The following is a 23,547-nucleotide window of genomic DNA, read 5'->3' as shown; positions in this document are numbered from 1 at the left end:
GCTGGCCCGTCCATTCACCGTCGACGACACGTCGGCACCACCCCAATGGAGTAACCCGCAGTGAAGAGTGCGCTCGAGACCCTCAGCCCGACCCGGGTCAAGATGACCGTCGAGGTCCCGTTCGAGGAGCTCAAGCCGAGCCTCGATGCGGCCATCAAGCACATCGGTGAGCACATCCAGGTGCCCGGCTTCCGCAAGGGCAAGGTCCCCGCTCGCATCATCGAGCAGCGCGTCGGCCGCGCGGCCGTCCTCGAGGAGGCCGTCAACAACGCCCTCCCGACGTTCTACGGCCAGGCCCTCGAGGAGAACGAGGTCCGCCCGCTCGGCCAGCCCGAGATCACCGACCTCCAGGTGCCCGCGACCGACGGCGAGGACTTCGTCTTCACCGCTGAGGTTGACAAGCGGCCCGAGATCGAGCTGCCCGACTTCAGCGACATCGAGCTGACCGTCGACGAGGCCAAGGTCGAGGACGAGGCGGTCGAGCAGCGCCTCACCGACCTCCGCGCCCGCTTCGGCACGCTCAAGGGCGTCGACCGTGCCGTCCAGGACGGCGACTTCGTCTCCATCGACCTGTCCGCCGAGATCGACGGCGAGCAGATCGACGAGGTGACCGGTGTCTCCTACGAGGTCGGCAGCAAGAACATGCTCGACGGTCTCGACGAGGCCCTCCTCGGCATGACGGCCGACGAGACCAAGCAGTTCACCGCCCCCCTCGCCGGTGGCGACCAGGAGGGCCAGGACGCCAACTGCACCGTGACCGTCACCGCGGTCAAGGAGCGCGAGCTCCCCGAGCTCGACGACGAGTTCGCCCAGCTGGCCTCCGAGTTCGACACGCTCGAGGAGCTCAAGGCCGACCTCACCGCCAAGGCCGAGGTCGACGCCAAGTTCGCCCAGGGTGTTGCGGCCCGTGACAAGCTCCTCGAGGCCATCCTCGAGAAGGTCGAGGTGCCGATCCCCGAGAGCATCGTCGAGGCCGAGGTGCACAGCCACCTCGAGGGCGAGGGTCGTCTCGAGGACGACGAGCACCGCGCCGAGGTCGGCGAGAGCACCCGCAAGGGCCTCAAGACCCAGCTCGTGCTCGACGCCATCGCCGAGAAGGAAGAGGTCAAGGTCGAGCAGCAGGAGCTCATCGAGTTCCTCGTCATGAGCTCGCAGCAGTACGGCATGGACCCCAACCAGTTCGCGCAGTCGCTCGACCAGGAGGGTCAGATCCCCGCCATGGTCGCCGAGGTCGCCCGCCGCAAGGCGCTCGCCACGGTCCTCGAGAAGGTCGCCGTCAAGGACACCGCCGGCAACGTCATCGACCTCAACGAGGCCGTCCCCGGCACCGAGGGTGACGAGGCCGACGCCGCTGTCGATGCCGACGAGGCTGCCGACGACGCGCAGGCCGAGAAGGCCGACGCCTGACCGTCTGACACCACGAATGCCGTGAGGCCGGCTCCCGCACGGGAGCCGGCCTCGCGTGTACCCGGGTCACGACCGTCGGCTGACCTGCGGGTTGTCGGGCCGATGGCGCGGGTACGTGACGGGCGGTCGCCGCCCGGCGGCTCGCACCTCGACGAGGGAGCCAGAGATGAGCAGCACCGACGAGTCCGCCGGCATGGCGGACACCGACATCAACAGCACCGACCCCGACGGCACGAACGTCCCCCGCCACGACGACAGCGGCAGCGCTGCGGCCCAGGGCTCGGGTGACGACGCGGACCGCGGCAACCTCGACGGCAGCAACCCCGTCGCCGAGCCGCGCGACCGCTCCCTCGACCAGGCCGGTTCCGAGGGAGGTGGCAACGGCTCCTTCGACGAGGCCGCGCCGGAGTCGAACGGGGCCGAGTCCGACGCCGTGGACGCAGGGCAGGACAACGGCCTGAACGAGTGACCGCGCGTTCCCACGGACCCCGCCCGGCGGCATACGCAGGGCGGGGTCCGCGCGTGCGGGCGCGAGTGGTTGCGTCGGACCGGCTCAGGTTTGTGCGCTCACGGCGAACACGGCGCGGTTCGGGAAATCTGCCCGAGGGGTGGGGCGTTAGGGTCAGTGACGAGCCAGCCGGCGCCACCTCCCGTGGCGACAGGCTGGACCACTTCGACGATGGAGACACGGTGAATTCGGAGACCTCCGCCAACGGCAACGGCATGCCGGGTGGTCTGGACGACCACATCTACAACCGCCTGCTCAAGGAGCGGATCATCTTCCTCGGGTCCGACGTCCGCGACGACAACGCGAACGCCATCGCCGCGCAGCTGCTGCTGCTCTCGGCCGAGGACCCCGAGAAGGACATCTGGCTCTACATCAACAGCCCCGGCGGATCGATCTCTGCCGGCATGGCCATCTTCGACACGATGAACTGGATCCCCAACGACGTCGCCACCGTCGCGATGGGCATGGCCGCCTCGATGGGCCAGTTCCTGCTCTCGGCCGGCACGCAGGGCAAGCGCTACGCCACGCCCCACGCCCGCGTCATGATGCACCAGCCCTCGGGTGGCATCGGCGGCACGGCCACCGACATCAAGATCCAGGCCGAGCAGATGCTCTACGTCAAGAAGCAGATGGCGCAGCTCATCGCCGAGCACACCGGCCAGACCGTCGAGCAGATCGAGAAGGACTCCGACCGCGACCGCTGGTTCAGCGCGGAGGAGGCCAAGGACTACGGCTTCGTCGACCACGTCTTCAGCCGGTCCGACCAGGCGGTCGAGGGCAAGGGTGTCGGCCAGGCCGACGCCGAGGGCGAGAACTGACCGCGGCCTGACCAGGACTTGGAGACACGCATGAACATCGAACCCACCAACCGCCTCGCGGTCGCCGCACCGTCGAGCCGCTACATCCTGCCGCAGTTCGAGGAGCGCACCTCGTACGGCATGAAGCGGTCCGACCCCTACAACAAGCTCTTCGAGGACCGCATCATCTTCCTCGGCGTGCAGGTCGATGACGCGTCGGCCGACGACATCATCGCCCAGCTGCTCGTGCTGGAGTCGCTCGACCCCGACCGCGACATCCTCATGTACATCAACAGCCCGGGTGGCTCGTTCACCGCCATGACGGCGATCTACGACACGATGCAGTTCGTCCGGCCCGACATCCAGACGTTCGTCATCGGCCAGGCCGCCTCGGCCGCGGCGGTGCTCCTCGGCGCCGGCGCGCCGGGCAAGCGCTTCGCCCTGCCGAACGCCCGCATCCTCATCCACCAGCCGGCGCTCTCGGGCGGCGACTACGGCCAGGCCTCGGACATCGAGATCCAGGCCAACGAGGTGCTCCGCATGCGCACGTGGCTCGAGGACACCCTCGCGCACCACACGGGCCGCACGTCCGAGCAGGTCCGCACCGACATCGAGCGCGACAAGATCCTCTCGTCCGAGGACGCCAAGGACTACGGCCTCATCGACGAGGTCCTCGCCTCGCGCAAGGCCTCCCTCGAGGTCTGACTCTCCCGATCGAAAGAGCAGTTCGTCCGCCGTTGGTCGGCGCCCCGCGTGGGCGCTGAGGCGGACGAACTGCTCTTTCGATTCTGCGCACCTGCTTGGATGGCCTTGAACCTGGCGTCGAGCGTGGAGGTCCAGTCATGGCGAGTGCGGAGTTCGAGCAGGCGGTCGAGGCGGTCAAGGGACTGTCGACCGACCCGGGGAACGACGTCAAGCTCAAGCTCTACGGCCTGTTCAAGCAGGCCACGGCCGGTGACGCGACCGGCTCGCGCCCCGGCTTCACGAACCCCGTCGGGCGCGCCAAGTACGACGCGTGGGCCAAGCTGTCGGGCACGTCGACCGAGGCAGCGCAGGAGCAGTACGTCGCGATCGTCCGCGACCTGACCTCCGCCTGAGTCGGTTCCGTCCGCCGTTCACCGCCACCTGGCGGGTTGTCGTGGTGCGTCCAACGGTGCCAGCGCGACAAGTCGCCACGTGGCGCCGGGTCGCTGGGGGACCTGGGCGTGCCTGTGGATGCCGGCCGTCCCGAGGCCGAGCGGCAAGCCACGATCGACCCATGTCGTCACGACAGCCGTTCCGGGTCGGCACCACGACCGATCCGTCGACAGGGCGCCGGGTGCTCTCGCCACCGGACGGGATCACACCGTGGGATCTGCGCTCGGGCCGGTTCCGTCGCCTGCTGCGCGGCGTCTACGTGGCGGCGACAGCGCCGCTCACGCCGCTGCTGCTCGCTCAGGCCGGGCTGCTCGCCGCAGGCGGGAAGGGTGTCGTGTCGCACCACACGGCAGCACGTCTGTGGGGCGCGATCGTCCCCGACGACGGGCTGATCCACGTGACGTGCGTCGGGCGTCCGCGCGGCAGCGGACTCAAGGCCCATCGGCCACGGGCGGGCCAGCGGGGCACGACGACACAAGGCGTCCTCGTCACGACACCCGTCGACACGTTCCTCGATCTGAGTACGCACCTGGGGCTGGTGGATCTCGTCGTTCTCGGGGACTCTCTCGTGCGCAAGGGCCGCTGTACGGTCGAGCAGCTCCTCGAAGCCGCTCGGACGCGCCGGGGCAGGGGGTGCCTGCTCGCGCGGAGAGCGGCAGCGCTGGTCCGCGCCGAGGTGGACTCTCCGATGGAGAGCCGGCTCCGCCTCCTCATGGTGCTGGCCGGTCTGCCCGAGCCCACGGTCAACCACAAGGTCCGGTGGGCAGACGGCACGGTGCGGTTCCGGTTCGATCTGTCCTATCCGAGCCACGGGGTCGTCATCGAGTACGACGGCCGCCAGCACGCGGAGTCGGACGAGCAGTGGGACCACGACATCGACCGGCGCGAGTGGATGGACGGCAACGGCGTGCGCCTCGTCGTCGTGCGCTCCAAGGACGTCCACCGCACGCCCGCCCGCACGCTCGGTCGGATCACTGGAGTGATGCGGGCTCGCGGCATGCGCGTTCCGCGGCTGTCGGACGAGTGGCGACGGCACTTCCCGAGCCTGCCGGGCGATGTCGCGGTCCCCGCGTGAACCGAGACACGGGGCCATCTGGTCGGTTGTTGCGTCCGAGCGGCCGCGCGGACCGCCGACCCGCGCCATCTGGTCACTTGTTGCGTGAGACGGGTCCTTCGCGCCACGACACCGCGCCAGATGGCGGACTGTCGCGTCGTACGCTGCAGCGCATGAGGTCACCGGTCGCCCGCGTCCTCGTGGTGCTGGGTCTGCTGCTCGGTTCGGTGGTCGCGCCCGCATCCGTCGCCGCGGCGTGCTCCTGCGCCGCCGCGACACCGGACGAGGTCGTCAGCCGCAACGCGGTCATCGTCACCGGGGCGGTCGCGGACGTCGACGACCCTGGCGGCTCGAGCAGCCCACATGACGTCGTCTGGGCGCTGGACGTGGCCCAGGTCTTCAAGGGCCGGGCGGCGACCACGACCTACGTCATCGCCCAGGACGCGTGCGGCCCGGTCGCTCCGGAGCACGGCCGGCTCCAGGTCTTCGCGGCGTCGGCGCGTGACGGTCGGCTCGTGCTCGACACCTGCCAGGGGCTGGAGGATCCCTCGACAGCCTCCGGACGTGCCCTGCTCGCGGCCGCCGGCACGGCGTCCCCGCCGAGCACGGCTGCGCCGGGACTGGTGGGGAGCGTCGCCCCCGATCTCGGTGGCGGTGGGATGTCGCTGACGACGATGCTCGTCATCGCGCTCGTGGGTCTGCTCGTCGTGATCGTCGGCGGTCTCGCCCTGGCGGTCGGCCTTGGCCTCCTCGCCGGCAGGCGGCGTGGCCGGCCGGGCGAGGACGGTTCGGCAGGGCCCGATTCGACGAAAATGCCGGATATGTGACCGCGCCGCCGTTTGTCCGCCATCAGCGGACAAACGGCGTTGCGCGAGCGAGGGTGGCCCCCTTCGTCGTCTAATGGAGTCGGCCCTCCTGTGGGGCCGGCCGGGTGCACCCCAGCGTTCGGCGCCGACGAACCAGGAGCGAATCGGTGGCACGCATCGGAGAAGGCGGAGACCTCCTCAAGTGCTCTTTCTGCGGGAAGAGCCAGAAGCAGGTCAAGAAGCTCATCGCCGGTCCCGGTGTGTACATCTGCGACGAGTGCATCGACCTCTGCAACGAGATCATCGAGGAAGAGCTCGCCGAGAGCAGCGAGCTGGGCCTCGACCACCTGCCGAAGCCGCGCGAGATCTTCGACTTCCTCGAGAACTACGTCATCGGGCAGGACGTCGCGAAGAAGTCCCTCGCCGTCGCCGTCTACAACCACTACAAGCGCATCCAGGCCGGTGAGGGCGTGAAGCGCGACGGCGACCACATCGACATCGCGAAGTCCAACATCCTGCTCATCGGCCCCACCGGCTCGGGCAAGACCTACCTCGCCCAGACCCTGGCCAAGATGCTCAACGTGCCGTTCGCCATCGCCGACGCCACGGCCCTGACCGAGGCCGGCTACGTCGGCGAGGACGTCGAGAACATCCTCCTCAAGCTCATCCAGGCCGCCGACTACGACGTCAAGAAGGCCGAGACCGGCATCATCTACATCGACGAGGTCGACAAGATCGCCCGCAAGAGCGAGAACCCGTCGATCACCCGCGACGTCTCCGGCGAGGGCGTGCAGCAGGCGCTGCTCAAGATCCTCGAGGGCACGACCGCGTCGGTCCCGCCGCAGGGTGGGCGCAAGCACCCGCACCAGGAGTTCATCCAGATCGACACGACCAACGTGCTCTTCATCGTCGGCGGCGCCTTCGCCGGTCTCGAGAAGATCATCGAGTCGCGATCGGGTCGCAAGGGCCTCGGCTTCGGCCAGCCGCTGCACAACCCGAAGGACCTCGGCGACAGCTTCCAGGACGTCATGCCGGAGGACCTGCTGAAGTTCGGCCTCATCCCGGAGTTCATCGGCCGACTGCCCGTCCTGACGACCCTCGCGCCGCTCGACCAGCAGGCCCTCGTCAACATCCTCACGGTGCCGCGCAACGCGCTCGTCAAGCAGTACCAGAAGATGTTCGAGATCGACGGCGTCGACCTCGAGTTCACCGAGGACGCCATCGCGGCGGTCGCCGACCAGGCGCTGCTGCGCGGCACCGGTGCCCGCGGCCTGCGCGCCATCATGGAGGAAGTCCTCCTGCCCGTCATGTTCGACGTGCCCAGCGACGACGAGATCGCCCGCGTCGTCGTGACCCGCGAGGTCGTCCTCGACAACGTCAACCCGACGATCGTCCGCCGTGAGGCCGAGCCCCGCGCCAAGCGCCCGCGCAAGGAATCCGCCTGATCCTGAGGGACGCGCGGCACCCTCTCGCGTGAACGGAGGCCCGTCGTGGTTGCTCCCTTCTGGCTCGTCGCCGGCGATCACGCGCCCGTGCAGCAGACGAGCACCACGTGCGGGTCGGCGTCCCTGACCGTCGCCCGCATGCTCGCCAACCCCGCCTTCGCGGGGTGGATCCGGGACGGCATACGCAAGGATGCCCAGGACGGTGACCGGCCCGACGACGGCACCGAGGCGCAGCGGTTCGCGGCGTACGAGCAGGTCGTCGCGTCCCGCACCAATGCACTCGTGGGCGCCGGTCGCCGCCTGCAGCTGCCGTGGCCGCGGGCCCTCGGCACGCCACCGTGGGGAGCGCTGAACGAGCTCGAGTTCGGCGCGGCCGACCCGGCGGCCGACTACACCGTCGCGTGGGTGCGCCACCGCGGCCGCGCGGGTCTCGAGCGTGCGTATGCCGCCCTCCAGGCCCGGGTGCGTGCCGGCCGTCCCGCGCTGCTCTACGTCGGCAACGCCTGGACTCCGCGGCACGTCGTGCTCGTCATGCCGCCCACGGGGGAGCAGGAGCTCGACGTCTACGAGCCGTCGGTCGGTCGGGTCGTCGACCTGCCGAAGCAGGCCTTCGTCGAGCGCAGGCTCGCGATCGCCGGCTGGGAGGTCGCGTGGGCCGTCGTCTGGGCAGAATCGAAAGAGCAATCCGTCCCCGCCTGACGCGGGGACGGATTGCTCTCTCGATTGGTGTGGGGGGTCAGCCCATGTGCGCCGGGGCTGCGCCGTCGGTCGCAAGCTCCTGGTGCCGCACGTGCAGCGCGACGAGCGTGACGATGCCGCCGACCGCGATCATGATCGCGGCCACGAGGTAGGCCCTGCTGGCGCCGTAGGTGAACGCCTCGTCGGCGATCATCTTCTGCGCCGCGGCGAGCTGGTCCTTCGTCGGCGCGGTGCCGCCCTGGGGCAGCTTCGCGGTCAGCTCGGCGACCTTGTCGCCCATGTTGTTGACGAAGATCGTGCTCAGCGTCGCGAGGCCGAGGGTGCCACCGACCTGCTGCATCGTGTTGAGCACGGCCGAGGCGACCGAGGAGTCCTCGTGCGCGACGCCGTGCACCGCCGTGAGGGTCAGCGGCACGAAGATCAGTCCCAGCCCGAACGCGAGGACGACGATCCACGGGAGCAGGCCCGAGGCATACGTGCTCTGCGGCGTCAGGTGCGTGAAGCCCCACATGCCCAGCGTCGCGAAGCCCGCGCCGGCGCCCGAGATCCAGCGCGGGTCGACCTTGGCGATGAGGAAGCTCGCGACCTGCGCCGCGACGACGATGCCGACCGAGAACGGCAGGAACGCCAGGCCGGTCTTGAGCGGGGAGTAGCCGAGGATGCTCTGGATGTAGATGCCGAGGAAGTAGAACATCGCGAACATGCCGGCGCCGACGATGAGCATGACGAAGTACGACGTGCCGCGGGTGCGGTCACCCGGGATGCGCATCGGCAGGAGCGGGTGCGCGACACGGGTCTCGATGACGACGAACGCGACGAGCAGCGCGACCCCGACGGCGAGGTAGGCAATCGTCGTGGCATCGCCCCACGAGGTGCTCGCGGCATGTGTCAGGCCGTAGACGAGCGTGGACAGGCCGGCGATCGAGGTGATCGCGCCGGGGACGTCGAGCGAGCCCCGGCCGTCCTCGGACTCGGTGAGGATGCGCTGCGCGAGGAACGCGACGACGATGCCGATCGGCAGGTTGATGAAGAAGTTCCAGCGCCAGTCGATCTCGGTCAGTGCACCACCGAGGATGAGGCCGATGGCGGCTCCGGCGCCCGACATGGCCGCGAAGACGCCCATGGCGCGGTTGCGCTCCTTGCCGGCCGGGAAGGTCGTCGTGATGAGCGCGAGGGCGTTGGGCGCGGCGAGCGCGCCGCCGAGGCCCTGCACGGCGCGGGCGGCGAGCATCATCGTCTCGTTCTGCGCGACGCCGGCAACGAGCGAGGCGAGCGTGAACAGCACGATGCCCCAGACGAACATGCGTCGACGACCGTAGAGGTCGCCGAGGCGGCCGCCGAGGAGCAGCACGCCACCGAAGGCGAGCGTGTAGATCGTGATGACCCACTGGAGGTTGGCCTGGCTGAAGCCGAGGTCGGTCTCGATGTGGGGGAGTGCGATGTTCACGATGGTGCCGTCGAGCACGATCATGAGCTGCGCGGCGCAGATGACGAAGAGCGCCAGGCCGAGGCGCTTCGGCGGGGTGTCGTGGGAGGTGAACTCGCCCGTGGGCTCGTTCACCTGCTCCACCGTGGTCGAAGACATGGGCGTTCCTCTCGAAGGCATGCGGGATTGGTGCTGTGTGGACGCCTGGTCGCGGTACGGCTCAGCGGGTGCTGGTCGAGGCTGCGAGGGTGGCGGCGCACGCCGGGAGGACGACGCTGTCCACGAACTCGGCGATGCGGTCCGGCCCGGGTCGACGTCCGGAGAGCAGTGCCTCGTGGATCGACAGGGACGGCAGGATCATCAGCAGGGTGTCGAGGTCGGCGTCGGCGCCGATCTCACCTCGCTGTCGGGCGTGCTCGAAGATGGTGCGGGTGGCCTCGAGCTTGGGGGCCAGGAACCGCTCGTGGATGCCGTTCGCCAGCTCTGGCTCACGGTGGATGACGGGAAGGAGTGCCCCCCACGTGCCGATGACGACCTCGTCGTCGAGGCCCCCGTCGGCGCAGGCCTGGGCGAGCAGGTCGCCGCGGAGGTTCCCGGTGTCGGGGTCCTGCTCGGCGGGGCAGTCGATGAACAGTCCGACGGCGTCGATGACGAGGTCGCGCTTGTGCGGCCAGCGTCGGTAGAGCGTCGCCTTGGACGCCCGGGCGGCGCTGGCGACGGCGTCGAACGTGAGCCGGTCGTAGCCGGACTCGCGCAGGACGTCGATCGCCGCCTCGAGGATCTCGACCTCGCGGTCACCGGCGACGCGCGGGCGGCTCGCGTGTGCTGCGTCCGTCGTGCTCGCGCTGGTCGTGCTCGCGCTGGTCGTGCTCATGCTCACCCCCGGCCCTGCCCCCGATGAAACGAAACTGTTTCGTTTCATCGAAACCATAGGTCGCCGCCGGGCGAAAGGCAAACGACCTGTCCAAGCTGGTTCCCCTGCCAAGTTTGGGGACGTCCGGCCCGGCTCACTCCCGCTCGACGGGCGGGCTCGTGCGCACGACCCACAGGCCGACCGCGACCCCTCCGAGCCCGATGACGTATGCCGCGGGGACGAGTCCCAGCGGACGCCCGGCCAGGAGTCGGGCGAGCACGGCGACGGGCACGGCCGCAGCGAAGGCCAGGCCGGTGTGGCGCGCCCAGCGACGGGCCGTTAGCGAGGTGAACGACCCGGCCGGCGGCGACGAGGCGGACAAGGCGGTCGCGGCGTGCCCCACGACGCACCCTGCGGCCGCCGGCAGCGACCACCAGGAGAAGCTCCCTGCCGGGGCGAGGTTGAACCAGCCGTAGAGCAACAGCGCCCAGTAGACGAGGGGAGCCGCCGAGCCCGCCCAGGCCATGGTGAGCAACGGCAGCAGGACGAGCGCCCACCACACGGCGTCGAACCCACCGACCGCCAGGGACAGGCTCGCGAGGTAGACGGCGACGCCCCCCATCGCCGCGACCGTCGCACCCACCTGGCTCAGCGACCACTCGGGGCCTGCGCCGAAGTGCACGGCGCGGCGCACCCGGACCCTTCGCCGGTCACGACCGGACACGGTCACCGCCTCGCCATCCGCGGGGCGGAGGCGCGCCGGGCGATGTCGCGCAGCACCTGGTCCAGTGACCCGGGACCGCGCCACGGCACGACGGGGACGCCGCGCAGCCGAAGGGCATGGACCTCGGCGTCGCGGGAGAGCAGCCGGATCCGCCAGGCCAGCGCCTGGTACACGTTCGTCGGGTCGGCGACGAGGTGCTCGGGGAAGGTGTCGACGACGACGACGGTGATCCCGCGGGCGGCGAGGGTGTGCGCCATCGTCACCATCGTCGGGTCGATGAGCGGCGACAGGACCAGACACAGGGCATTCGGGTCGACGCCCCGGACGGCGCGGTCCCCGGTGTCACGGCGCTCCGTCGCGGGCGAGATGGCGGCGAGGGTGTCGAGCACGCGACGGAGGTGGTTCGTGCCGGACCCGACCCCGAGCGTGGGGACCTCGGCCGCGCCGACCGTGCGGAGCGTCAGGCGGTCGTTGCTCCGCAGGAAGTGCTCGCTGATCGCGGCCGCGGCACGCACCGTGACGTCGAGGCTCGTCGGGCGTCCGTCGATGCCCTCCCTGGGACCGAGGTCGCTGAAGCAGTCGACGAGCAGGAAGACGTGGGCGTCCTCGTCGGTGAACGTCGATGTGACGTGCAGGGTGCCGGTGCGCATCGACACGGGCCAGTGGATGCGGCGCAGCCGGTCACCGGGATGGAACTGGCGGATCGTGTTGAACTCGGAGCCGGACCCCGGCCGGTTCGAGCGGTTGAGCCCGACGATGCCACGCGGGTGCGGGGTCGGCGCGCTGGCGTCGAAGGACGCCGGCACGGGCAGGGTGGCGGCGTCGAGGTCCGGCAGGTCGACCGGACCGGCGCGGAAGGCTCCCCAGGTGCTGGCGACCGCGATGCTGACGGTGCCCACCCGGCGGCGGCCCCAGCGGGTCGACCGGACCCCGAGAGTGGCTGCGCCTCCTTCGAGCTCGGCGATCCCGCTCGAGGGCTTGCGCTCCACCCACGGTGCCTGGGCCAGGGTGACGACGCCGTGGAGATCCGCCAGGGGCGGCTCGACGGTCACCTGCAGGCCGGTGACCGCGCCCTCCCGAAGCGTCGTGTCCCCAAGGCGTGCCGTGCCCGTGACCTCGTCCCGCGGCCGCACGAGGTGCCCCCAGATGGCGGCGACGACGAGCGGCGTGACGATGACGAGGAGGTCCGCACGCCGGCCGATGACCGCGACGATGGCGCCCGCGGCCGCGAGGACGATGGCGCGCTGGTGGGCAGCCGTGGGCTCCCACCCGCCGAGTCGACGGGTCGCGGTCCGATGGGGATGCCACGGCTGCATGGTCGGTCAGGCGCCCGCGGTCGGGCCGGCGGCGAGGTGCTCGCGCGCCGACGGGGTCGCGACGGTCCGCAGCAGGCTCTCGACGATGCTGTGCCCGGACGCGTTGCTCATCCACAGCTCGGGCTTGACGGTGATGCGGTGCGCCAGGACGGGCACCGCGACGGCCTTGACGTCCTCGGGGGTCACGTAGTCGCGGCCGTCGACGACGGCATACGCCCGGGCGCAGAGCAGCAGGCCGAGCGAGCCGCGCGGGGAGGCGCCCATGAGGACGTCGCCGTGGACGCGGCTCGCCGCGGCCAGCGCGACGCAGTAGCGGCCGACCGACTCGTCGACGACCGTCGCCTCGACGGCGGCCTGCATCGCGAGCAGCTGCTCGGCGTCGACGACGGGGGACAGTTCCTGCTCCTCGCGCTGACGGGCCATGCGGTTCGACAGGATCTCCCACTCCTCGTCGGGCGTCGGGTAGCCGAACGAGATGCGCATGAGGAAGCGGTCGAGCTGCGCCTCGGGCAGAGGGTAGGTCCCTTCGTACTCAACGGGATTCGCGGTCGCGAGGACGTGGAAGGGGCGCGGCAGCTGGAACGTCCGGCCCTCGACGGTCACCTGCTTCTCCTGCATCGCCTCGAGCAGCGCCGCCTGGGTCTTCGGAGGCGTGCGGTTGATCTCGTCGGCGAGGAGCAGGCCTGCGAAGAGCGGACCGGCCCGGAACTCGAACTCGCCCGCGCGCTGGTCGTAGACGAACGACCCGGTGATGTCCCCGGGCAGGAGGTCGGGGGTGAACTGGGCGCGCTTGAAGTCGAGTCCGAGCGTCTGGGCGAAGCTGCGCGCGGCAAGCGTCTTGCCCAGTCCGGGGAAGTCCTCCATGAGGACGTGCCCGCCGGCGAGGATACCCGACAGCACGAGCCGCAGCGTCTCGCGCTTGCCGACGACCGCGCGGTCGACCTCGTCGAGGACGGCGCTGCTCAGCTCACTGACGCGGGCCAGGTTCATCTCGGTCATGCGTTACCACTGCTCGATTCGTCGGAGGATGGGGTCCAGGCGCTGCGGGCGGTAGAGGTCTGGCGGTGGGAGTCCGACGAGCAGGTCCCACAGCTCGGGCGGCGTGGCCCCTTGGGCCCAGCGGGGCTCCTCCTCCGCGACGATCCCGTGCTTGGCGTAGAGCCGTTCGCGGATGAGCACCTGCAGCTGCAGGTGCACGTCGTGCACGACGCTCTCGCGCCCCTCCCTGCGGGTGTCGGCGGCCTCGAGCCGAGCCGCGAGGTTGGTGACGCGGAAGTCGTTGCCCCTCGAGGGGCTCGCGAAGTCGCCGTCGACGAGAGGCCACACCGTGAGGTGCTGCGGCGCGGTGTGGTCGAGGAGGTGCCAGAGCAGCAGGGCCGTGGCGACGATGATCGCAAGGAGCACGGGCACGTCCGGGGCGAGGCCGAGCGCGGCCGTCAGCGCCGAGAGGACGACCCACGTGAGGAGCAGGCCGACGAGCCGCCGCCGCCAGGGACGCAGCGCCGTCAGGAGGGTGCGCGACCGTGGGGGTATGCCGTCCGGAGAGCTGGTCACGCCCCCTCCCTTCGTGTGCCGCGGGGGATCGCCGGCTCGACCGGATGCGGGGCCCGTTCGGCCGCCTGCCGGGTGGCGACCTGTTCGAGGTCGGCGATGAGCACCCGGAGATCGTTGATGGCGCGGTCACGGTGGGTCTCGCCGAGCTCGTGGACGGAGAAGCGAGCCTCCCGGTAGAGCGCCGCGAGGTCGCCCAGCCGCTCCGAGTCCACGGGCCACACGCCGACGACCCGCTCGGTGTAGTCGGTCGACGTCTCGGCCGCGAGCCGGGGCAGTCCGGTCGCGGCTGCCGACGTCTCGAGGCCGAGCCACGCCGCCACGATGGCGTTGCGCGGTTCGCCGGACTCGAGGTCCTGCAACCGTTCCCGCGCAGCCTCGAGCAGCTCGCTCGGCACGAGCGGGATGGCGAAGTCAGGCTCCTCGTGGAGCTCGAGGTGCGGCCGTCGTCGCAGGAGGGACCGGAGGAGCTGGGCCAGGGCGAGGACGACCGCGAGCGCCGCCAGGACGAGGATGACCTGGACGAGGACGATGAGCACGGGCGAGGGGTCGAAGGGGGTCGCCGTCGATGTCGCCGTCGGCAGCGGGGTCGTCGCCGACGGCTGCGGGGAGGTCACCGTGGGCAGGGGCGGGATCGTCTGCACCTCTGCTGGGCCTGACAGCAGGGGCACGGGCTGGCCCAGCGCAGCCACGACCAGTGCGGCCATGACGACGGCACCACCGAGGATGGCGGTCTGCAGCCCCCGTCTCGACATGCGGAGACCCTATGCCAGCGGGGTCGTCGGCACCCGGCTAGCGGTCCGATCGTTGCCGTCCTGAGAAGTCAGGACGGCAACGCTCCGTGGTGCCGCGGGACGATCAGGCCTTGCTCGGCGCCTTCTCGACGGGGACGAGCTCGGCGTCGCGGACCTCGACGACGTCACCCTCGGCATACGCCAGCTCGCTGATGCGTCCGCTGGCGCGCAGGTCGGACTCGGCGGCCCGCACGTGCGCGACGGACGCGGCGGGGGCGACGAGGGTCATGGTGCGCACCTCGGCGCGCATGCCGACCTTCGCCTCGGACTTGACCTTGCGCACCCCGGCGAGGGCCGCACCGACGGACGAGAGGAGCGCCGGGTCCCCACCTGCCGGGAGCTCGTCGCGCGTCGGCCAGGACTGGCGGTGCACCGAGCCCTGGCCGAACCAGGACCAGACCTCCTCGGTCGCGTACGGGATGAACGGGGCGAGCAGGCGCAGCAGGGTCTCGAGGGCGAGGCGGAGCGCCGCCCGGGCGCTCGCGGCCGCCTCGTCGCCCTGGCCGCCGTAGGCACGGTCCTTGACGAGCTCGAGGTAGTCGTCGCAGAAGGTCCAGAAGAAGGTCTCGGTGGCCTCGAGCGAGCGAGTGTAGTCCCAGCTCTCGAAACCCTGGGTGGCCTTGTCGACGACGTCGGCGAGCGCCGCGAGCATCGACAGGTCAAGAGGGTTCGTGACCGCGGCACGGAGGTCGCCCGAGACGTCACCGAAGCCGAGGGCGAACTTGCTGGCGTTGAGCACCTTGATCGCGAGCCGACGGCCGACCTTCATCTGACCGGTGTCGTACGCGGCGTCCGTGCCGAGGCGGCCGGAGGCCGCCCAGTAGCGCACGGCATCGGCGCCGTTGGCCTTGACGACGTCCTCGGGCGTCTCGGCGTTGCCCTTGGACTTGCTCATCTTCTTGCGGTCCGGGTCGAGGATCCAGCCGCTGATGGCCGCGTGCTTCCAGGGCGCGACGCCGTGCTCGAGGTAGGAGCGCGTCACCGTGGCGAAGAGCCAGGTGCGGATGATGTCGTGTGCCTGCGGGCGCATGTCGTAGGGGAAGAGGGACGAGAAGAGCGCCTCGTCGGAGCCGAGACGGTCGGCCTCTGCCGCGCCCTCGCGCACCGGCCAGCCGGCGGCGATCTGAGGCGTCAGCGACGAGGTCGCCCACGTGTCCATGATGTCGGGGTCGGCGACGAAACCACCGGGCACGCCGCGCTGGCTCTCCTCGTAGCCCTGCGGCACGTCGATCTGCGGGTCGACGGGCAGCGCGGACTCCGGAGCCACGATCGGGTGGTCGTGGTCGGTCTCGCCGTCGGCGGTCACGGGGTACCAGACCGGGAAGGGCACGCCGAAGAAGCGCTGGCGCGAGATGAGCCAGTCGCCGTTGAGGCCCTCGACCCAGTTCTTGTAGCGCGAGCGCATGAAGGCCGGGTGGAAGTCCACCGTCTCGCCCATGCCGACGAGCTTGGAGCGCAGCGCCTCGTCGCGGCCGCCGTTGCGGATGTACCACTGGCGCGAGGTGACGATCTCGAGCGGCTTGTCGCCCTTCTCGTAGAAGTTGGCCTTGCGCTGGGTCTTCTGCGGCTCGCCGTCGAGGTCACCCGACTCGCGCAGCGCGGCGACCACGGCCTCACGGGCGCTGAACGTCGTCTTGGTCGCGAGCGACCCGGCATACAGCTCCTCGCCCGGGCCACCGACGAGCCACTCTGGCGTCTCGGCCTGGAGCCGGCCGTTGCGGGTGATGAGCGAGCGGATCGGCAGCTGGAGCTCGCGCCACCACATGACGTCGGTGAGGTCGCCGAACGTGCAGCACATGGCGATGCCGGCGCCCTTGTCCATCTCGGCGGCGTGGTGCGCGACCACCGGCACCTCGACGCCGAAGAGCGGCGAGGTCACCGTCGTGCCGAAGAGCGGCTGGTAGCGCTCGTCGTCGGGGTGCGCGATGAGCGCCACGACCGACGGGATGAGCTCGGGTCGCGTCGTCTCGATGTACACGGGCTCGCCGCCGTCACGGTGGAACGCGACGCGGTGGTAGGCGCCGGGGTAGTCGCGCGCCTCGAGCTCGGCCTGCGCGACGGCGGTCTGGAACGTCACGTCCCAGAGGCCCGGGGCCTCGCTCTGGTAGGCCTCTCCGCGCTCGAGGTTGCGCAGGAACGCCTGCTGCGCGACGGCGCGCGACCGCTCGTCGATGGTGCGGTAGGTGATGTTCCAGTCGAGGCTGAAGCCGAGGCGACGGAAGAGCGACTCGAAGGTCACCTCGTCCTTGACGGTGAGCACGTCGCACAGCTCGATGAAGTTCTTGCGGCTGATCGGGCGCTGGTCGGCCGCCTTGATGGCCTTGCCGTTCGCGTCCACGCCCTCCTCGAAGGGTGGGGTGAAGCCCGCCTCGTAGGGCAGGCTCGCGTCGCCGCGCACGCCGTAGTAGTTCTGCACGCGGCGCTCGGTCGGCAGCCCGTTGTCGTCCCAGCCGATCGGGTAGAACACCTCGAGGCCCTGCATGCGCTTGTAGCGGGCCATGCAGTCGGTGTGCGTGTAGCTGAAGACGTGGCCGACGTGCAGGCTGCCGCTCGCCGTGGGCGGCGGCGTGTCGATGGCGAAGACCTGCTCGCGCGGGAGGGCGAGTGCCTTCTCGCGGTCGAAGGAGTAGGTGCCCTGCTCGGCCCATACCTGCATCCACTTCTCCTCGAGCCCGTCGAGCGAGGGCCGCTCGGGGATCCGCGAGGTCGTGGTGGCAGGCGTGTCATTCATGCGCCCAATCCTTCCATGGCCGCCGGGGTGCCCTCGACCGCCTTTCGGGGCGTATGCCGGGTGGCCGGGTCCGCCGGCGCCCCGGGTGCCCGAGTCAGACGTCGCAATCGGGCAGGTCGCACCCGTCGCTTGCGTGGCGTGCGTCACCGCAGCGCTCGTGCTCACGGTCATCCCTGGTCCACGGCACGCCGGGTTGCCGGCATCGGCGTGCCGAAGCGTGGCGACGCAGGGCAGAGTGTCCCCCATGGAGCCCGTCTACTCGTCCGTCATCGGTGTCGCCCGTGGGGTCTTCGCGATGCAGGGACTGAAGTTCACCATCCTCGGCGACGACAACGTGCCGCGCACCGGGGGAGCGGTGATGACCATCAACCACACCGGCTACTTCGACTTCGCCTACGCCGGCCTCGCCGCCCAGAAGTCCGACCGGCTCGTGCGCTTCATGGCCAAGGACGGCGTCTTCTCCCACCCGGTGAGCGGCCCGCTCATGCGCGGCATGCACCACATCCCCGTCGACCGCACCGCCGGCGCGGCGTCGTATGCCGCCGCGGTCGCGGCGCTGCGGGCCGGCGAGATCGTCGGGGTCTTCCCCGAGGCGACGATCTCCCGCTCCTTCGAGCTGAAGGACTTCAAGACCGGCGCGGCGCGGATGGCGATCGAGGCGGGCGTGCCGATCCTGCCCGTCGTGATCTGGGGCTCCCAGCGGGTCTGGACGAAGGGTCACCCCAAGCGTCTCGGGCGCACGAACGTGCCGATCCTCATCAACGTGGGTGAGCCGATCCCCGTCGCGCCCGACGCCGACCCCGAGGCGGTCACCGGGCAGTACAAGGCGGTGATGGCCGACCTGCTCGACGTCGCGAGAGCGGCCTACGAGCCGCTCACCGGCCCCGACCTCAAGTACCTCCCGGCCAGTCTGGGCGGCACGGCCCCGACCCTCGCGGAGGCGACCCGGCTCGACGAGGCCGACACCGCCGAGCGGCAGCGCCGCGCCGACGAGCGACGAGGCTTCTCCACCGACTGACCTCGCCGACGCTGCGTCGGGCTGCGGCCCGGCTGGGGCCGCGAGCCCCCACGGGCTAGCCTTCCGGGCATGGCTCGTCAGGCACGTCAGCGCGTCCCCGAGGGTCCGGCACCGGATCCCGCGGTCCAGAAGCTCCGGATCCGATACACGAAGCGGGGGCGGCTGAGGTTCACCTCGAGCCGCGACTTCCAGCGCGCGCTCGAGCGGGCGCTGCGGCGGGCGGACGTGCCGATGGCCTTCTCTGCAGGCTTCCACCCGCACCCGAAGATCAGCTATGCCAATGCGGCCGCCACCGGCACGGGCAGCGAGGCGGAGTACTTCGAGATCTCGGTGACCCAGCGCGTCGAGCCCGACTCCGTGCGTGTCGCTCTCGATGAGGCTCTGCCCCGGGGGATCGACATCCTCCAGGTCGTCGAGGCGCCGCCGGGGGCGCTCGCCGACCGCCTCGAGGCCAGCGACTGGCTGCTCGAGTTCGCCGGCGTGCCGCTGGAGGTCCTCGACGCGGCCGTGGCGGCCCTGCTGGCGCGCGACACGGCCGAGGTGACCCGGCTGACGAAGTCGGGTCCGCGCACCTTCGACGTGCGTGGCTCGATCGTCTCTGCCCGCGTGCTCGCGCCGAGCGACGCGCTCACCGACACGGTCACGACTCACGAAGTCGGGGCCGACTGTGCGATACTTCGCATGGTCGTACGGCACACCACACCGGCTGTACGCCCCGACGACATTCTGACCGCGCTGCGTGAGATCGCCGACCTGCAGCCTCCGCGCCCCCCACTGGTGACGCGACTGGCGCAGGGACCGCTCGACACCGTAAACGTGAGGGTGACCGACCCGCTGGAATGACCTGCCAGGTCATGACGACGACAGGGTTGCCGACCAGAACGCCGACGGCATTCGATCACGGGGCCGCGCCCAGCGCGAACCGTTTTCGGGTGTAGCGAGACGACTTCCGTTCCGTCGCACACGCGGCGCGACGACTGCAACCGCACTCGTGCGGTGTCGGCGGCTCCGGCCGGGTGTGGGTCACACCGCACCTGACGGGAGGCTGCCTGATGGCACCCAACGACACCACCTCCGGCGCCGACGCGACGCTGTTCCCCGCCGAGCACGACGCCGAGCACGGTCATGACGGGAGTGCCGGGCAGGACGCCCAGGCCCCCACCGCGGACGCCCCTACGGCTGCGAGCGCGCCCGCCCCGCGCCGTCGCGCTCCGCGTCGCTCGACGAAGAAGGCCACCACCATCGAGCCCGCCGCCGCTGCCGAGGTGTCCTCCGCGCACGAGGAAGCAGCCGCGGCACCCGTCTCCGCCGGCGACTCGCGTGACACGTCCGGCGCCACCACCGGGGCCGCCGAGGTCCAGGCCGTCACCAACGAGGCCGTCACCAACGAGGCCGTCACCAACGAGGCCGTTACCAACGATGCCGGCGCCGCTGAGGCCTCCGAGACGAAGCGTCCGGCCCGCAAGCGGGCCACCCGCAAGAAGGTCGACTCCGGGGACTCGCCCGCGGCCCCACGGGCCGCGAAGCGCGGATCGCGCACCACGAAGGCCGACCGGGCCAGCGCCGCCGTCGAGGAGCTCGTGGCCGGGGCGCTGACCGGCGACGACGAGGTCGCCACCGAGCCGGAGCAGGACCCCGCCGCTGGGTCCGTGGCCGCGACCGTCGACCGCACCGCCGTCATCGACGTCGAGGCGCTCGAGGAGGCCGAGGAGCTGCCCACCGTCGGCATCTCCGACTCGGACGACGACCGCCCGACCGCTGCGGTCCCCAGCTTCAGCGTGCTGTTCCAGGCGCCCGACGCGAGCCAGGCCGTGCCGACCCGTCGCCGCCGGGGCACGCCGCCGCCTGAGGTCGAGGAGCCGGCAGAGGACGTCGAGGAGCCCGTCGCCACCGACGAGGACCTGTCCGAGACGGACGAGCAGCCCGACGCCCAGTCCGACGATGAGGGCAGCCCGCGCCGCTCGCGCCGCCGCCGTGGCGGCAAGGGCCGCCGTGGGCGCGGCAACGACGAGGACGAGACCCAGGACCAGCAGGCAGACACCGACGACTCCCGAGGTTCGCGTGGGGCACGCCGAGGGTCCGCCGAGACGGTGGCCGAGGCGGAGGCCGACCGCGACGCGGAGATCGACGCCGACTCCGAGGGTGAGGCCGACGACGAGGGTGGCTCGAGCCGTCGTCGCCGTCGGCGCCGCCGCGCCGGCTCCGCCGCCGAGGCCGGCGACGACACCCCCAACGTGTCGACCCGCGTGCGTCAGCCGCGCACCCAGAGCGACGAGCCGGTCGCCGTCAAGGGGTCGACCCGTCTCGAGGCGAAGAAGCAGCGCCGTCGTGAGGGTCGCGAGGCCGGCCGGCGTCGCACGATCATCACCGAGGCCGAGTTCCTCGCCCGCCGCGAGGCCGTCGACCGGGTCATGGTCGTGCGCAACAAGGACGGGCGCACCCAGATGGGCGTCCTCGAGGACGGGGTCCTCGTCGAGCACTACATCGACCAGGCCACGAACGTCTCGATGGCCGGCAACATCTACCTCGGTCGGGTCCAGAACGTCCTGCCCTCGATGGAGGCCGCCTTCGTCGACATCGGCAAGGGCCGCAACGCCGTGCTCTACGCCGGTGAGGTCAACTGGGACGCCGCCGGCCTCGAGGCCAACCAGCCCAAGCGCATCGAGAACGCCCTCGGCTCCGGTCAGACCGTGCTCGTCCAGGTGACGAAGGACCCGATCGGCCACAAGGGTGCGCGTCTCACCTCGCAGATCTCTTTGCCGGGCCGGTACCTCGTCTACGTTCCCAACAGCTCGATGACGGGCATCAGCCGCAAGCTGCCCGACACCGAGCGCGCCCGCCTCAAGAAGATCCTGCGCGACGTCGTGCCGGACTCCGCCGGCGTCATCGTCCGCACCGCCGCGGAGGGGGCGAGCGAGGAGGAGCTGCGCGCCGACGTCGAGCGCCTCACCCGGACGTGGGAGGACATCCAGGCCAAGGCCGAGGAGGCCTCCAGCCCACGGGCGGGCAAGAGCAAGGGCAAGAAGAAGAACGGTGCGGCCGGCTCGGCGACGGGCGGGCAGGCCCCCATGCTCCTGCACGGTGAGCCCGACCTCACGGTCCGTGTCATCCGCGACGTCTTCAACGAGGACTTCAAGCAGCTCGTCGTCGCCGGGGACCAGGCGTGGAACGAGATCCACCCCTACATCAGCTCGGTTGCCCCCGACCTCGCCGACCGAGTCAGCAAGTGGACGGCCGAGGAGGACCTCTTCACCCACCACCGGGTCGACGAGCAGCTCTCCAAGGCGATGGACCGCAAGGTCTGGCTGCCGAGCGGCGGCTCCCTCGTCATCGACCGCACCGAGGCGATGACCGTCGTCGACGTCAACACCGGCAAGTTCGTGGGCTCGGGCGGCAACCTCGAGGAGACGGTGACGAAGAACAACATCGAGGCGGCCGAGGAGATCGTGCGGCAGCTCCGGCTGCGCGACATCGGCGGCATCATCGTCATCGACTTCATCGACATGGTGCTCGAGAGCAACCGCGAGCTCGTCGTGCGCCGCCTGCTCGAGTGCCTCGGCCGCGACCGGACCAAGCACCAGGTCGCCGAGGTCACCTCGCTGGGCCTGGTCCAGATGACCCGCAAGCGCGTGGGCTCGGGACTCATCGAGGTCTTCTCGGAGACCTGCGACCACTGCAACGGACGCGGTTTCATCATCCACACCGACCCCGTCGACAAGGGCGCGCACCCGCAGGAGCAGAGCCAGGGCGACTCCGGCGGCAACAGCCGTCGTCGCGGCCGGGGCCAGGGCTCCGGCCAGGGCGGCGGTGCCCAGAACGGGAACGGCGCCGGTGGCCAGCAGTCCGGCCAGCAGTCCGGCCAGCAGTCCGGCCAGCAGCCCTCCCACGCGGAGTCGAAGAGCAACGGCCCGACCGCGGCACAGATCGCCGCGGCGGCCCACGCGGCCGCACTCAAGAGCGCGTCCGGCCAGCCCGCTGGCGAGGCGGCGGCCGAGGCCATCGCCGAGGTCAACGGCGAGGTCCACGGCGAGGCCCGCAGCGAGGTCAGCGTCGGCCACGGCTTCCCCGAGGACAACGGGCCCTGGTCCGGTGACGACGCCCATGACGGGGACCGCGCGAACAGGCAGGCCACCGCTGGGGGCGTGCACGTGGAGCTCGAGTCCGACGTCACGGACGCGACCGATGGCACCGGCGGCACCGCCGGCACAGACGGCACCCAGGGCTCGGGACCCGCAGTCGCTGCGGCGCAGCCCGAGTCGACCGTCGAGACCACTGGGACCACCGACACCACCGGGACGTCCCCGGTCGATCCGACGGTGCAGCCCGCCGCCCGGGGGCGCCGCCGTCGTGGACGGGTCGTCGCCCCGGCAGGCCCGCCCCGCGCCAGCAGCGAGTCCGGTCCCGCCGACGGCGCCTGACCTCGGTTTGGAGCTGGGCGCTTCCAGCCGGTAATCTCTGTCCTTGGTGCGCCCACCGGGCCCGTGTTGACGGGCCGGTGCCGAAAGTGGCGATACCACCCCTTGATGAGAGAGTGAGTTTCACTGTGTACGCGATTGTTCGCGCTGGCGGTCGCCAGGAGAAGGTGTCGGTGGGCGATGTCCTGCTCGTCGACAAGGTGACGGGTCAGCCCGGCGATGCCATCGAGCTCACGCCGCTGCTCCTCGTGGACGGCACGACCGTCACGTCCGACGCCGACAAGCTGTCGAAGGTGTCGGTGAAGGCCGAGGTCGTCAAGGCCGCCAAGGGCCCCAAGATCGTCATCATGAAGTACAAGAACAAGACCGGCTACCGCAAGCGTCAGGGCCACCGTCAGCCGCTGACCCAGGTCAAGATCACCGCCATCAACGCGTGATCTGCCCGGAACCCAGAGACTCACGAGAGAAGGACTGACATGGCACACAAGAAGGGTGCGTCCTCGACCCGCAACGGTCGCGACTCGAACGCACAGTTCCTCGGCGTCAAGCGTTTCGGTGGCCAGAAGGTCAACGCGGGCGAGATCCTCGTCCGTCAGCGCGGCACGCACTTCCACCCGGGTGAGGGTGTGGGTCGCGGTGGCGACGACACGCTGTTCGCCCTCGTCGCCGGCGCCGTCAAGTTCGGCACCAAGCGCGGCCGCAAGACCGTCAACATCGAGCAGCCGGAGACCGCTGCCGCTGAGTGATCGACGTGATCACCACTGATTCACCGGAAGGGCGGGCCCGTGCGGCCCGCCCTTCCGCCTTTCCGGGCGACACGGCATTCGCGATCTGTGTATGCCGTCCGCCCACCCTGATCTGGAAGA

General features: G+C 70.8%; 22 protein-coding genes. 14 read left to right on the top strand and 8 right to left on the bottom strand.

The window, feature by feature from the left end; genetic code table 11:
* Positions 1 to 60: 60 nt before the first annotated feature.
* The 9 genes from tig to AB4030_RS16680 all read left to right on the top strand — a co-directional run bounded on the left by tig (position 61) and on the right by AB4030_RS16680 (position 7,853).
* Positions 61 to 1,407, top strand: a complete 1,347-nt coding sequence (gene tig / locus AB4030_RS16720) for a trigger factor (protein ID WP_442280336.1) — start codon at positions 61 to 63, stop codon at positions 1,405 to 1,407.
* A gap of 166 nt (positions 1,408 to 1,573) precedes the next feature.
* Complete coding sequence (locus tag AB4030_RS16715) at positions 1,574 to 1,876, top strand: hypothetical protein (RefSeq protein ID WP_442280335.1); 303 nt, start codon at positions 1,574 to 1,576, stop codon at positions 1,874 to 1,876.
* A gap of 254 nt (positions 1,877 to 2,130) precedes the next feature.
* Entirely contained in the window at positions 2,131 to 2,733 is a 603-nt protein-coding gene (locus AB4030_RS16710) for an ATP-dependent Clp protease proteolytic subunit (protein ID WP_442280400.1), read from the top strand.
* Between the two features lie 30 nt (positions 2,734 to 2,763).
* Positions 2,764 to 3,417 (top strand): ATP-dependent Clp protease proteolytic subunit, encoded by a 654-nt coding sequence (locus AB4030_RS16705; RefSeq protein WP_442280334.1) that lies wholly within the window; start codon positions 2,764 to 2,766, stop codon positions 3,415 to 3,417.
* A gap of 137 nt (positions 3,418 to 3,554) precedes the next feature.
* Entirely contained in the window at positions 3,555 to 3,809 is a 255-nt protein-coding gene (locus AB4030_RS16700; RefSeq protein ID WP_442280333.1) for an acyl-CoA-binding protein, read from the top strand.
* A gap of 161 nt (positions 3,810 to 3,970) precedes the next feature.
* Positions 3,971 to 4,924, top strand: a complete 954-nt coding sequence (locus AB4030_RS16695) for a DUF559 domain-containing protein (RefSeq protein WP_442280332.1) — start codon at positions 3,971 to 3,973, stop codon at positions 4,922 to 4,924.
* A 152-nt stretch (positions 4,925 to 5,076) separates the two neighbouring features.
* On the top strand, positions 5,077 to 5,730 hold the full coding sequence (locus tag AB4030_RS16690) for a hypothetical protein (protein ID WP_442280331.1): 654 nt from the start codon (positions 5,077 to 5,079) through the stop codon (positions 5,728 to 5,730).
* 146 nt (positions 5,731 to 5,876) lie between these two features.
* Positions 5,877 to 7,154, top strand: coding sequence for an ATP-dependent Clp protease ATP-binding subunit ClpX (gene clpX / locus AB4030_RS16685; protein ID WP_442280330.1), 1,278 nt, complete (start codon positions 5,877 to 5,879; stop codon positions 7,152 to 7,154).
* A gap of 45 nt (positions 7,155 to 7,199) precedes the next feature.
* Complete coding sequence (locus AB4030_RS16680) at positions 7,200 to 7,853, top strand: hypothetical protein (protein ID WP_442280329.1); 654 nt, start codon at positions 7,200 to 7,202, stop codon at positions 7,851 to 7,853.
* A 37-nt stretch (positions 7,854 to 7,890) separates the two neighbouring features.
* On the opposite strand, the gene AB4030_RS16675 is transcribed toward AB4030_RS16680, so the two are convergent.
* The 8 genes from AB4030_RS16675 to valS form a co-directional block, all read right to left on the bottom strand.
* A complete protein-coding gene (locus AB4030_RS16675; protein ID WP_442280328.1) occupies positions 7,891 to 9,438 on the bottom strand; it encodes an MFS transporter in 1,548 nt (515 codons plus the stop codon).
* A 61-nt stretch (positions 9,439 to 9,499) separates the two neighbouring features.
* A complete protein-coding gene (locus tag AB4030_RS16670) occupies positions 9,500 to 10,153 on the bottom strand; it encodes a TetR/AcrR family transcriptional regulator (RefSeq protein WP_442280327.1) in 654 nt (217 codons plus the stop codon).
* 133 nt (positions 10,154 to 10,286) lie between these two features.
* Positions 10,287 to 10,856: a hypothetical protein gene (locus tag AB4030_RS16665; protein ID WP_442280326.1), complete on the bottom strand. Its 570-nt coding sequence runs from the start codon at positions 10,854 to 10,856 to the stop codon at positions 10,287 to 10,289.
* Positions 10,857 to 10,858: 2 nt separating this feature from the next.
* A complete protein-coding gene (locus AB4030_RS16660; RefSeq protein WP_442280325.1) occupies positions 10,859 to 12,172 on the bottom strand; it encodes a DUF58 domain-containing protein in 1,314 nt (437 codons plus the stop codon).
* A gap of 6 nt (positions 12,173 to 12,178) precedes the next feature.
* Positions 12,179 to 13,171, bottom strand: coding sequence for an AAA family ATPase (locus AB4030_RS16655; RefSeq protein ID WP_442280324.1), 993 nt, complete (start codon positions 13,169 to 13,171; stop codon positions 12,179 to 12,181).
* 3 nt (positions 13,172 to 13,174) lie between these two features.
* Entirely contained in the window at positions 13,175 to 13,726 is a 552-nt protein-coding gene (locus AB4030_RS16650) for a hypothetical protein (protein ID WP_442280323.1), read from the bottom strand.
* Complete coding sequence (locus AB4030_RS16645) at positions 13,723 to 14,478, bottom strand: DUF4129 domain-containing protein (protein ID WP_442280322.1); 756 nt, start codon at positions 14,476 to 14,478, stop codon at positions 13,723 to 13,725. The genes AB4030_RS16650 and AB4030_RS16645 overlap by 4 nt, the downstream gene beginning before the upstream one ends.
* Positions 14,479 to 14,581: 103 nt before the next feature.
* Positions 14,582 to 17,248 carry a valine--tRNA ligase gene (gene valS / locus AB4030_RS16640; protein WP_442280321.1) on the bottom strand — a complete coding sequence of 889 codons (2,667 nt, stop codon included), beginning with the start codon at positions 17,246 to 17,248 and terminating at the stop codon, positions 14,582 to 14,584.
* 244 nt (positions 17,249 to 17,492) lie between these two features.
* Between valS and AB4030_RS16635 the strand changes: the two genes are divergently transcribed.
* The 5 genes from AB4030_RS16635 to rpmA all read left to right on the top strand — a co-directional run bounded on the left by AB4030_RS16635 (position 17,493) and on the right by rpmA (position 23,427).
* Positions 17,493 to 18,266, top strand: coding sequence for a lysophospholipid acyltransferase family protein (locus tag AB4030_RS16635; RefSeq protein ID WP_442280320.1), 774 nt, complete (start codon positions 17,493 to 17,495; stop codon positions 18,264 to 18,266).
* A gap of 69 nt (positions 18,267 to 18,335) precedes the next feature.
* Positions 18,336 to 19,109: a TIGR03936 family radical SAM-associated protein gene (locus tag AB4030_RS16630; RefSeq protein ID WP_442280319.1), complete on the top strand. Its 774-nt coding sequence runs from the start codon at positions 18,336 to 18,338 to the stop codon at positions 19,107 to 19,109.
* A 209-nt stretch (positions 19,110 to 19,318) separates the two neighbouring features.
* Positions 19,319 to 22,684, top strand: a complete 3,366-nt coding sequence (locus tag AB4030_RS16625; protein ID WP_442280318.1) for an Rne/Rng family ribonuclease — start codon at positions 19,319 to 19,321, stop codon at positions 22,682 to 22,684.
* Positions 22,685 to 22,809: 125 nt separating this feature from the next.
* The gene (gene rplU / locus AB4030_RS16620; RefSeq protein ID WP_028785644.1) at positions 22,810 to 23,118 is read left to right on the top strand and encodes a 50S ribosomal protein L21; all 309 of its coding nucleotides are present in this window, start codon (positions 22,810 to 22,812) and stop codon (positions 23,116 to 23,118) included.
* A gap of 39 nt (positions 23,119 to 23,157) precedes the next feature.
* Positions 23,158 to 23,427 (top strand): 50S ribosomal protein L27, encoded by a 270-nt coding sequence (gene rpmA / locus AB4030_RS16615; RefSeq protein ID WP_030200289.1) that lies wholly within the window; start codon positions 23,158 to 23,160, stop codon positions 23,425 to 23,427.
* The last annotated feature ends 120 nt before the right edge of the window (positions 23,428 to 23,547 follow it).

The organism is Terrabacter sp. 2YAF2 (genome assembly GCF_052114705.1).
Taxonomy (GTDB): domain Bacteria; phylum Actinomycetota; class Actinomycetes; order Actinomycetales; family Dermatophilaceae; genus Terrabacter.
This window is presented reverse-complemented; position numbering and strand designations above follow the sequence as displayed.